The following is a 10,784-nucleotide window of genomic DNA, read 5'->3' on the forward strand; positions in this document are numbered from 1 at the left end:
GCTTTCAGGCCAAAGCTCACTTTGTCGTGGACGGCGCAAGCTGTCCACGTGGCGTCCGTTACCCGGGCCACTGCGGCAAATCCCATCCCGGTTTCGTCGCAGATCATCTGAAGAATTGACGGGACTGCTCCAATGCGCGAGACGGCACCGATGTCTCGTGCCAGCGCCTCCCGTGAGTCGGGTGATGCCGGTAAAATTTGCATCTTAAGTCCGTCGGGTCGCAGTCGAACCGACATTCTGCATCAACTATGCTGGTCTTCATGTTGTGACGGGCGGAAACGGCCATTGACGCTCTTGTTGTCGGCGGGTTTCAGGCGGCCATTACGGTCCTCGGTGGCCGCATAGCGACCCTTATCCGTGCCCTGTCACGAACTTCTTCGTCGCGTGATAGCCGTGCCTTGTTGCATCGGCAACGGCATGGCCGGCCTGCTTCGTACCGTGGCCGACCGCGTGCGCGGCATCGCGCACAGCATGCCCGGTCGTCCTTCCTGCCGTCTTGACATCGTTCTCGAAATCGTGGGCACCTGTAGCCACGCTCGCATGCGCCAGCGGGCTGAGCACGGCCAGCACGAACAGGATGACCGAAATTCTCGTCGTCTTCATTGATTTGATTTTCCTACGTAAGATGGGTGCGCACGATAGCCAGCCAGACGCGCGCAGCGTGATTGCGCTCACGGATGAGCGGGTACTCGCTGCAGGCATCGAAGGATAGACTGAACGCCCTCTCTGGGAAACCCCGGCCAGTGGTGCGCCTTCATGCAGCACTGAGCCGCGACATTCGGCTGTCGTCAAATACGCACGCTGAACTCGCCGTCGCCTGCCGGTAAAGTGAGGCTCACGCCGAGTTCTCCCCCCTGCTCCGGCAAGCCTGTGTCCTGCAGGTGGCGCGTCTGACGCAACACCAGGGGCAGCGCCCGTTTCACCCCCTCATGACGAATGTGCAGCCTGTCACCGTGCCGAGCGACGCTCACTTGCGTCACCGGCGAGCCGCCCAAGTCCCGCAACGTCACGGCGGCGGTCGCGCCATCGGCCAGCTCGAACAGATGCAGCTCGCTGTTCGCGGCGTAGTCGTAGTCGGGACGCTGATCCTCGGTGCCCAGCGCAAGCAGCGTATTGGGCCGCACGTAGAGCGGCAGGCTCATGAATCCGTGCCGTTCGCGTAGCCAGCGACCGCCATCACGCTGCTCACCTGTAAGCAGATGGGTCCAGCGTCCGGCGGGCAGATAGAAGTCCACGTCGCCTTCGGCATTGAATACCGGCGCCACCAGCAATGCATCGCCAAGCAGATACTGGCGGTCCAGATAATCACAGGCCGGGTCGTCCGGGAATTCCAGCAGCATCGCGCGCAACATCGGCGTGCCCTGCTCGACCGCCTGGGTGGCAGCATCGAACAGATACGGCATCAGGCGTGACTTCCACTCGGTGAAATGGCGCACCACGTCGACCGCCTCGTCGTCGAAAAGCCACGGTACGCGATACGATTTGCTGCCGTGCAGGCGGCTGTGACTCGACAGCAGGCCGAAGGCGCTCCAGCGCTTGTAAACATCGGCGGGAGCGGTATGCTCGAAGCCGCTGATGTCGTGGCTCCAGAAACCAAAGCCGCTCAGACCCAGCGACAACCCACCCCGCAGCGTCTCGGCCATCGATTCATACGTGCCGCTGCAATCGCCGCCCCAATGCACCGGCAATTGCTGGCTGCCAACCGTGCCGGAGCGCGCGAACACCACCGCGTCGCCCACGCCACGCGTTTCGCACAGCACGTCGAACACCACCTTGTTGTAGAGGTAACTGTAGTAGTTGTGCATCTTCTGCGGATCGGAGCCGTCGTGGTAGACGACATCGGTCGGAATCCGCTCGCCGAAGTCCGTCTTGAAGCAGTCCACGCCCATCGCGAGCAGGCGTCGCAAATGTCCCGCGTACCAGTCAGAGGCAGCCGGATTGGTGAAGTCGACAATGCCCTGGCCGGGTTGCCAGCGATCCCATTGCCATACATCGCCATTCGGCTTGCACAGCAGGTAGCCTTTTGCCTTGCCTTCGGCAAACAACGGAGAAGGTTGAGCGATATACGGATTGATCCACAAGCAGATCTTCAGGCCGCGCGCCTTGAGCCGCGCCAGCATCGCTTGCGGGTCCGGAAAGGTGGCGCGGTTCCACTCGAAATCGCACCAGTGGAAGGCCTTCATCCAGAAGCAGTCGAAGTGGAACACATGCAGCGGGATGCGCCGCTGCGCCATGCCGTCGATGAAGTGATTCACCGTGTCTTCGTCGTAGTCGGTGGTGAACGACGTGGTGAGCCACAGTCCGAACGACCATGCGGGCGGCAGCGCAGGGCGGCCGGTGAGGCGGGTGTAGCGATCCAGCACAGATTTAGGCGTGGGACCGTCGATCACGTAGTACTCAAGCGCCTCGCCCGCGACACTGAACTGCACTTTCGCGACCTTCTCACTGGCCACCTCGAACGAGACGTTTTCCGGGTGGTTCACCAGCACGCCATAGCCGCGATTGGTCAGATAGAACGGTACGTTCTTATAGGCCTGCTCGGTGCCGGTCCCGCCGTCGCGATTCCAGCTCTCGACCACCTGCCCGTTCTTCACGAAAGCCGTAAAGCGTTCGCCCAGGCCATAGACATTCTCCCCGACGCCGAGGTCCAGACGCTCGAACATGAACGCGGCGCCCTGCTGATTGGCGTCCTTCACCTGACCACAAGCGCGCAGGGTGCTGCCGGTGATGCGCCGGCCATCGCGCAGGAAGTCCACGGCCCAATCGCCGGTCTTCGCGATGCGCACCGTAAGCGTTCCGCTGGTGAGGCTTGCTTCGTCGTCGGTATTTCGCGTGACTACTGCCACGTCTTCGCGCTTGAGCGCGAAATGTGGGCCGGTCTCCCGGGTGCCGCTGAAATGCTCGAGTTTCACGCCGATCACGCCGCTCTGCGGTGAGAAAAAGCGCAACGTCAGGAGCCCTGTATCGAGTTGCCGCTCGCGGCTCGATACATCGCGAGGTGCTGCATGTATCAGCAGTTGATCGCCGACGACCTCGACATGGTGCAGATGCACTGCATGCATCACGTCAAGGCCTTCACGGATCAACCAGTTGCCGTCATTGATTTTCATACGGACAGTCTCGTTGCAGGGTCGTCGGAATCGTTTCCGCCCGAAGGCGGTACGACAGTAAATGGGTATGCGGGCACTCACCCGGTATGAACCGGCCGCCTTCGCGGACTACAGTACGCGCTCGGTCTCTTTGTCAAAGACATGGATATGCTCGCGGGCGATACCGAGGCTCAACGTCTCGCCGCTTCGCACGACGCCCACGCCGGCATGCGAGATCAGCACCGTCTGTTCGACGCCGTCAACCTGCACGCCGATGAACGTCATCGATCCGGTACTCTCGACCGTGTCGACGACGCCCCGGAGGAAGTGCTCTTGGGGTTCGCCACTCATGCCCTGCTCACTGTGGCGCGGTTGCAGATGTTCGGGACGCAGGCCGAGCCAGACGGCCGTGCCTGCAGCCAAGGTACGGCCCAGGTCGAGCGTCTGCGGCGTGGCTCCCCCGAACTGCGCGCTGTGGCCGTCCGGGCCGATGACAGCCTCGATGAAGTTCATCGACGGCGAACCGATGAAACCCGCAACGAACTTATTGCCCGGCTGGTTATACAAGGTCAGCGGCGCGCCTTGCTGTTCGACCTGGCCCGCACGCAGCACGACGACGTGGTCGGCCATCGTCATCGCTTCGATCTGGTCGTGCGTCACGTAGATCGACGTGGCGCCCAGGCGTTGATGCAGCTTGCGAATCTCGGAGCGCATGTGTACGCGCAACGAAGCGTCGAGGTTGGACAACGGTTCATCGAACAAGAATACCTTCGGATTCCGTACGATCGCCCGTCCCATCGCCACGCGTTGACGCTGACCACCGGACAACGCACGTGGCATGCGGTCCAGCAGACGGTCCAGCCCCAGCGTGGCCGCCACGCTGTCGATGCTGTCCCGGATCACTTGCGGCGCGATGCGCTTGAGGCGCATCGAATAGGACATGTTCTTCTCGATGTTCATATGCGGATAAAGCGCATAGCTCTGGAACACCATTGCCACGTCGCGCTTGCGTGGCGGCATGTCGTTGACGACCTGGCCGTCGATGCGCAGGGTGCCCCCGCTGATCTGTTCGAGGCCAGCAATGGTGCGCAGCAATGTGGACTTGCCGCAGCCCGATGGCCCGATCAGCGCGACGAAACACCGTTCCGGCACGCGGATGTCGATGTCCTTCAACACTTGCACAGGTCCGTAGCTCTTGCTTAGACGCTCGATCTGAATGCGATCCAAAGTGGTTCTCCGACCGGCGTTCGCCGGCAAAACGTATGCGTTACTTGAGCGCCCCGGCGGTGAGGCCGGCGACGATCCTGCGTTGTAGCAGCATGAAAGCGATGAGGACGGGCGTCACGAAAATGGCCGAGTAGGTCATGATTCCGATCCAGTCGATCTTCGTCGCGCCGACGAATGCGGACAGGCCCACCGTGGCCGTCTGATATTGGTCATCCAGAATCAGCGAGCGGGCGTACACGTACTCGCCGAAGGATTGCAGGAACACCAGGATCGCCGAAACGAGGATGCCGTTCATCGCCAGCGGCAGTACCACGCTGAAGAATGCCCGCATCGGCGAAGCGCCATCCACCAGCGCTGCGTCCCGCAGTTCGCGCGGCACCTGCACGAAGCTCGGACGGCACAGCACGATATAAAACGGCAGCGTCTTCGTGATCTGCGCGATCACGACGGCCAGGCGCGGTGTCTCCAGCAATCCGAGGCTTTTGAACGCCGTGAAGATGGGCGTCACCATCAGGCTCGAAGGCAGCGCCTGCAAAATCAGTACGGTGAAGATGGCCACGCTGGTCCAGCGGTTCTGCACGAACGCCAGCGCATACGCCGCGCCGGTGCCGACGAGCACAGTCACTGCCACGGTGCCGCTCGCCGTCACGAACGAATTCCACAGGAACTTGCCCATGCCGCTGTCGCTGTACACCTGCCACAGGTGGGAAACCGGATGCTGCGGCCAGAAGGTCGGCGGGTACTGGAACATCTCGCTCGCGCTCTTGAACACGGTGATGTACATCCAGTACAGCGGGAACAAATAGACCGTGGTCACGCACAAGCCAATCGCGAAAAGGACGTAGCGTTTCATCTCAGACCATCCTTTCGTTGCGTGTCGAGCGCACGTAGATCACCGCGACGACGAGCACCAGCAACAGCATCAACGTGGCGACGGCGGAACCGGCTGATACCTCGAAGGTTTGCAACGACAACTGCCATGACCAGTACTGCGCGACTTGCGAGGAGTTCGCCGGGCCGCCCTGCGTCAGGGCTGCTATCAGGTCGAACTGCTGCATCGTCATGATGGCGCCCAGCGCGATCACTGCGCCGAGGGTTGTTTTCATCATCGGCAGGGTGATGCTGAAAAAGCGCTGCAGTGGGTTGGCGCCGTCGAGTTCGGCCGCTTCGTACAGGTCCGCAGGAATCGCGGCGAGCCCGACCGAGAGCAGCAACATGTTGAACGGCGCGCCTAGCCAGACGTTGGCCGCGACCACTGCGTACAGCGACCAGGCGGGATCGGACAACCAAAAAATCTTGTCGTTTATCAGATGCGCCTGCATCAGGATGTGATTCAGCACGCCATAGTCGCCCGCGAAAATCAGCTTCCATATGACGCCGACCACGAGTCCCGGCATGATCCAGCCAGCCAGGAACAAGCCGCGCATCGTGCTGGCAAACGGAAAGTCCTGGGCAAAGAGCAGCGCGAGCAGGAACCCGATAGCGACCTGGAACGTCAGCGAAAGACCGACGAACAGCACCGTGTTGACGAGTACCTGGCGCGCTTCCGGACGACTGAACACATCCCGATAGTTCTCCAGCCCGACGAACGGGCGCAGCAGCGTCGCGGGCGCCATCAGGTCGACCTGCTGGAACGACAGCACGATGTTGTAGATGAGTGGCAGTCCTGCGAACACCAGCAGATAAAGCAGGGCGAACACGGCCAGCGAGATCTCGAAGGTATTGGCGCGCGGAAAGCGGCGCAGTAACGTTTTCATGGACTTCTTGGTCGACGGGTGTGCATGGCCCGGCCCGGCACGCCCGACATGGCGTGCCGGGAACCGGCGTGCGACAAGGTGACGTGCTTAGTGGGGAATGCCCTGCACCGTCTTATAGGCGGTATCCATGGCTGCCGTGGGCGCTGCCTGATGGGTCAGCACCGACTGCATCGCGGTCGAAATCGCGGCGGACACCTTCGGCCATTGCGGATTCGGCCCGCGCGGACGGGCGTACTGCATCTGTTCGTTGAACACGGCGTAGGCCTGCTCCCACTTCGGATTCGGCGTCGTGGTGTCCTTCGACGGCGGCAACATCCCGAACTCGTTCCAGTCACGACCGCGCTGCGAGTACATGTATTCGAGGAACTGGAACGCCGTATCCGGGTCCTTCGCACCACGTAAGATCGCATGGTTCTGCTCACCCAGCGCCGATGCGCGAGCGCCGCCCACCTTTTCGGTCGGCAGTAATGCGACGCCCCACTTGAACTTCGCGCCCGTATCGACGGCGTTCAATTCCCACGGTCCGTCGATCACCATCGCGGCATTGCCGTTGATAAAGGTCGCCGCCGCTTCCGATTGCGTGTGCGTCAGCGTATCCGGTGACGCCAGCTTCGCGTCGAGCAGCTTCTGCCAGAAGGCCGCCGCTTGCGCTGCGCCTGGATTGTTCAGCTTGCTCCAATCAGCACCCGCAGCCTGGATGAACGGCAGGAACTGGAACACGCCTTCCTCGTTGTTGATCGCCGAAAACGCGAGGCCGTACACGTTTTTCTGCGCGCTGGTCAGCTTGCTCGCGTCCGCATACAGCTCATCCCAGGTTTGCGGGGCTTTGTTCGGATCCAGTCCCGCCGCCTTGAACATGTCCTTGTTGTAGTACAGCGCAAGCGTGTTGGTGCCGCGCGGAATCGCATAGACCTTGCCGTTCCAGCTCGCGTTGTTGAGCGGTCCCGGGTAGATCTGCTTCTCGTCGATGACCTTCGACTTCGCCAGATATGGTCCGAGGTCGAGCAACGCGTTCTTCGACGCGAACATGGCTGTGTTCGGGTTATCGATGGGCACGACGTCCGGCACACTGCCCGACATCACAGCACGCATGGTTTCGTCGTTGAGCGCGGCGAAACCGACCTTGCGGATCTGCAGATGAACGTCCGGATGCAGCTTGGCGAATTCCTGCGCCATCTTTTCCGTGTAGTTGTCCGGCTCGTCCACCGCCCAGACCGAGAGTGTCGCGGCGCGCACCGATGTACCCGAGAGCGCGAATGCCATACCGAGTGCCGCGGTCGCGGCGAGTAGTTTTTTCATGAAGTCTCCATTTGAGCGCGATATGGCCGCGCCTTATGCCTGGCTCATCGGTCGGACTGCACGCGAGCCGTTTCTTTCAATTTCTGGCGAAGCGCATTCGGTGAGGACTTCGCCGCCAGCGGGTTCCGGAAACGTTTCCGGAACCCGCTGGAATCTTTGCGCGTCGGCGGCGTGGCGTCAAGTCACCCTCAAAAAACGCAACCCCGTTTGCCGAAATTCGTAACGAAAAAACCGCGCAGTCGGCGCGCATTGCCAGCCGTGGCCCTTGTTAGCGGTCATCACGCGAAGGCGACGGTGCCGGCGCCGGGTCGCTGTCGCGCTCGCGCAAGATCAGCGGCCAGAGTGACTGCATGCGTGCTGCATCCCGATAGACGCCGGCGAAATCGGGGAATTGTGCGAGCAAGGCTTGCGCGAGGCGCTGCCCTAGCGCGTACGCATCGAGTGTGAAACCGGTCAGGCGCGGCGACAGATATTCCGGCAGGTCGCCCGCCAGCACGCCGCCCGAGATCGCCAGATCGCGTCCTGGCGTCTTGCCCAGTTCGTAAAGCTTGCGATAAGCGCCGATCGCCATGCTGTCGCTCTGGAACATGATGGCGGTCGGCGGCAGGTCGAGTTCCAGCAACGTCTGCGTGACCCGGTAACCACCGCCCTCGGATAGCTCGTCGCGCCGCACATAGTCCTCTCGCGCGTCCAGGCCGTGCTGCGCCATCGCCGCCTGCCACGCGCGCAGATAGATATGCGCCTGCATGGCGTCGTTGTCGGGAATGCCCAGCGCGATGCGTCGATGCCCGAGCGCCACTAGCCGCGCGACGGCCGCCTTCGCGGCGGATTCGAAATCAAGGTCGATCCACGCGTGCTCGTCGCCCGATTCGCTACGGCCGAAAGCGACGAACGGAAAATTGCGGCTCGCCACATAGTCAAGCCGCTCGTCGTGACGCCGCGTGCCGGCAAGGATCACACCATCGACATGACGGCGATCGACGATGCGCCGCAAGCGGGCGAATTCATCGCCCCATGACTTGCTCGCGTACATGACGAGATCCATCCCATGTTGCGACAGGACCGATTGCAAGCCATCGGCCAAGGTCATGAAGATGCCGAGCGTGTAGTTCTCTTCTTCTTTTCTCGCGGGGAGCATCAGGCCGATGATGTCGAGGCGGCCCTTGCGCAGGCTCTCGGCAGCCTTGTTCGGCGCATAGCCTTGCAGCAGCGCGGCAGCGCGCACGCGTGCGCGGGTTTCAGCGCTGACCTCGTCGCTGTCGTTCAGGGCACGGGAGACGGTCGAAACGGAAAGCTTGAGCTCGCTCGCGAGCTTTCGAATACCCATGCGGTGGCCTGGTAGGTGTTGGAATATTAACTGCGGGAGCGGGTTAGGCCGTCAAGGCATTTGCTTGAGGATGGCATCTAGCAGTCCATGGAATCTGGCGTCCAGTTCAGCACGTCGCAACGTGTTTTGATGCACGGTCCCGGCAACACGTGTCTGAACGAGGCCAGCCTCGCGCAGTATGCGGAAATGGTGGGACATGCTCGACTTCGGACGGCCACCGTCGAGCTCACCGCAGGTGGCCTCCGTCACACGAGACAGATGCCGCACGATGTCAAGACGCACCGGGTCGCTAAGAGCTTGGAAGATCCGCTCAAGGGCGAAGTCCTCAGGGGCGGGATGGTTATGTATGCGCATCCGGCAGATGTTAAACGTTTCTGCGATACTGCATCGTTCGATTTTCATCGAACTATCGAACGACCTTATCTACGGAACCCGCCTGATGTCTGCACTATTCGAACCCTTTAAGCTCAAAGACGTCTCTTTGCGCAACCGCATCGCGATTCCGCCGATGTGCCAGTACGCCGCTGTCGACGGCCTGATCAACGATTGGCACCGTGTGCACCTCGCCGGCCTCGCACGCGGTGGCGCGGGGTTGCTGATCGTCGAAGCGACGGCCGTGTCGCCAGAGGGCCGCATTACGCCGGGCTGCACCGGGATCTGGAACGATGAGCAGGCACAGGCCTTCGTGCCGGTCGTCGCTTCCATCAAGGCTGCGGGCGCCGTACCGGGCATCCAGATCGGCCATGCAGGGCGCAAGGCGAGCGCCAACCGGCCGTGGGAAGGTGACGACCATATTGCCGACGACGATACGCGCGGCTGGCAGACCATTGCGCCCTCCGCCGTTGCCTTCGGCGCGCACCTGCCTAAAGTTCCAAAGGCGATGACTATCGATGACATCGCGCGCGTACGTGATGATTTTGTTGCGGCAGCCCGGCGCGCACGGGACGCCGGTTTCGAATGGCTGGAACTGCACTTTGCCCATGGTTATCTCGGCCAGAGCTTTTTCTCGACGCACTCCAATCACCGCGATGACGCGTATGGCGGCAGCCTCGAGAACCGCAGCCGCTTCATGCTGGAAACGTTGGCGGCCGTGCGCAAGGTGTGGCCCGAGCATCTGCCTTTGACGGCCCGCTTCGGCGTGATCGAGTACGACGGACGCGATGAAGAAACGCTCGCCGAATCCATCGAACTGGTGAAGAACTTCAAACGTGGAGGGCTGGATATGCTGAACGTGAGCGTCGGCTTCTCCACGCCGGCAGCGAGCATTCCATGGGCGCCCGCGTTCCTCGCGCCGATTGCCGAGCGCGTACGTCGCGAGGCGCAGCTCCCGGTCTCATCGGCTTGGGGAATCGATACGCCTGAACTCGCCGAACGCTCGGTCAAGGACAGCCAGCTCGATCTCGTGATGGTCGGACGCGCGCATCTTGCGGATCCCCACTGGCCGTATCACGCCGCGCGCAAGCTCGGCATCGAACGTCCTTCCTGGACACTGCCTGCGCCGTACGCGCATTGGCTCGAACGCTACGCAGTCAGCTGAGCACACGCCCCCGCCAAGTCGTGCCGCCTGAATGGACTCACTCCGTGGGTGGCGGCACGGTGTCAACTCATCGTCAGAAATAGGGGGCAAATCGCCGTTTCTTCGAGCATTTGGTAAGAAACGGTAAGGGGGATACTGCACGTTTTCCAATTCCCTCAAACCGCTCTGACTTCGCACAGGAAATCGTTCGTCATGCAAGTTCCCGGCGCCACCTCGTCATTCACCGGCAATTCCACTCCTTCTGCCTCGTCAAACGCCCCTGGCAGCAGCAACGCCCCGTCTTTCCAGTCGGTGCTCGGCGAATTGACCGACTACGTGAAGGAAACCCCGGCGCAGCGGATGGAGAACGCGATCCTCGCGCAGCTTGGCATTACCCCGCAGCAGTTGGCAAGCATGACGCCACAAGAGCGCGCGAAAGTGGAAACCGAGGTCAAGGACCTGATGAAAAAGGAGCTCAAGGCTCAGGAGCAACAGCAGCAACAGCAGACGCAGGCCCAAGCGCAACAGCTGGCGTCGCCAACGCATTCGTCATCCAAGCACGCTACGAC

10 protein-coding genes and 1 pseudogene are annotated in these 10,784 nt (G+C 61.8%); 2 read left to right on the top strand and 9 right to left on the bottom strand.

The features are described 5' to 3' along the window. The 9 genes and pseudogenes from WCA53_RS15130 to WCA53_RS15170 all read right to left on the bottom strand — a co-directional run. A pseudogene (locus WCA53_RS15130) lies at positions 1-203 on the bottom strand (sensor histidine kinase); the annotation flags it as partial. Between the two features lie 148 nt (positions 204-351). Then, positions 352-603 (bottom strand): hypothetical protein, encoded by a 252-nt coding sequence (locus WCA53_RS15135; RefSeq protein ID WP_423911694.1) that lies wholly within the window; start codon positions 601-603, stop codon positions 352-354. A gap of 185 nt (positions 604-788) precedes the next feature. Next, positions 789-3,110: an alpha-xylosidase gene (gene yicI / locus WCA53_RS15140; RefSeq protein ID WP_423911697.1), complete on the bottom strand. Its 2,322-nt coding sequence runs from the start codon at positions 3,108-3,110 to the stop codon at positions 789-791. Positions 3,111-3,218: 108 nt separating this feature from the next. Further along, positions 3,219-4,316: an ABC transporter ATP-binding protein gene (locus WCA53_RS15145; RefSeq protein WP_423911699.1), complete on the bottom strand. Its 1,098-nt coding sequence runs from the start codon at positions 4,314-4,316 to the stop codon at positions 3,219-3,221. Positions 4,317-4,356: 40 nt separating this feature from the next. Next, on the bottom strand, positions 4,357-5,169 hold the full coding sequence (locus WCA53_RS15150) for a carbohydrate ABC transporter permease (RefSeq protein WP_423911701.1): 813 nt from the start codon (positions 5,167-5,169) through the stop codon (positions 4,357-4,359). A gap of 1 nt (position 5,170) precedes the next feature. After that, positions 5,171-6,073 carry a carbohydrate ABC transporter permease gene (locus WCA53_RS15155; RefSeq protein WP_423911704.1) on the bottom strand — a complete coding sequence of 301 codons (903 nt, stop codon included), beginning with the start codon at positions 6,071-6,073 and terminating at the stop codon, positions 5,171-5,173. A gap of 87 nt (positions 6,074-6,160) precedes the next feature. Beyond that, complete coding sequence (locus WCA53_RS15160) at positions 6,161-7,372, bottom strand: ABC transporter substrate-binding protein (protein WP_423911708.1); 1,212 nt, start codon at positions 7,370-7,372, stop codon at positions 6,161-6,163. A gap of 268 nt (positions 7,373-7,640) precedes the next feature. Then, positions 7,641-8,699, bottom strand: coding sequence for a substrate-binding domain-containing protein (locus tag WCA53_RS15165; protein WP_423911712.1), 1,059 nt, complete (start codon positions 8,697-8,699; stop codon positions 7,641-7,643). 51 nt (positions 8,700-8,750) lie between these two features. After that, positions 8,751-9,053: an ArsR/SmtB family transcription factor gene (locus WCA53_RS15170; protein ID WP_423911719.1), complete on the bottom strand. Its 303-nt coding sequence runs from the start codon at positions 9,051-9,053 to the stop codon at positions 8,751-8,753. Positions 9,054-9,138: 85 nt separating this feature from the next. Between WCA53_RS15170 and WCA53_RS15175 the strand changes: the two genes are divergently transcribed. Beyond that, complete coding sequence (locus tag WCA53_RS15175; RefSeq protein WP_423911714.1) at positions 9,139-10,236, top strand: NADH:flavin oxidoreductase/NADH oxidase; 1,098 nt, start codon at positions 9,139-9,141, stop codon at positions 10,234-10,236. Between the two features lie 192 nt (positions 10,237-10,428). Next, positions 10,429-10,784 (top strand): hypothetical protein (locus WCA53_RS15180; RefSeq protein WP_423911716.1); only part of this gene is annotated, 356 nt, incomplete at its 3' end.

Origin of the sequence: Caballeronia sp. (assembly GCF_049581465.1) — a bacterium.
Lineage (GTDB): Bacteria > Pseudomonadota > Gammaproteobacteria > Burkholderiales > Burkholderiaceae > Caballeronia.

What these genes read in the sequence shown, in the direction of transcription:
- WCA53_RS15135 (WP_423911694.1), bottom strand. Translation starts at nt 603, where the DNA reads ATGAAGACGACGAGAATTTCGGTCATCCTGTTCGTGCTGGCCGTGCTC.
- yicI (WP_423911697.1), bottom strand. Translation starts at nt 3,110, where the DNA reads ATGAAAATCAATGACGGCAACTGGTTGATCCGTGAAGGCCTTGACGTG.
- WCA53_RS15150 (WP_423911701.1), bottom strand. Translation starts at nt 5,169, where the DNA reads ATGAAACGCTACGTCCTTTTCGCGATTGGCTTGTGCGTGACCACGGTC.
- WCA53_RS15155 (WP_423911704.1), bottom strand. Translation starts at nt 6,073, where the DNA reads ATGAAAACGTTACTGCGCCGCTTTCCGCGCGCCAATACCTTCGAGATC.
- WCA53_RS15160 (WP_423911708.1), bottom strand. Translation starts at nt 7,372, where the DNA reads ATGAAAAAACTACTCGCCGCGACCGCGGCACTCGGTATGGCATTCGCG.
- WCA53_RS15165 (WP_423911712.1), bottom strand. Translation starts at nt 8,699, where the DNA reads ATGGGTATTCGAAAGCTCGCGAGCGAGCTCAAGCTTTCCGTTTCGACC.
- WCA53_RS15170 (WP_423911719.1), bottom strand. Translation starts at nt 9,053, where the DNA reads ATGCGCATACATAACCATCCCGCCCCTGAGGACTTCGCCCTTGAGCGG.
- WCA53_RS15175 (WP_423911714.1), top strand. Translation starts at nt 9,139, where the DNA reads ATGTCTGCACTATTCGAACCCTTTAAGCTCAAAGACGTCTCTTTGCGC.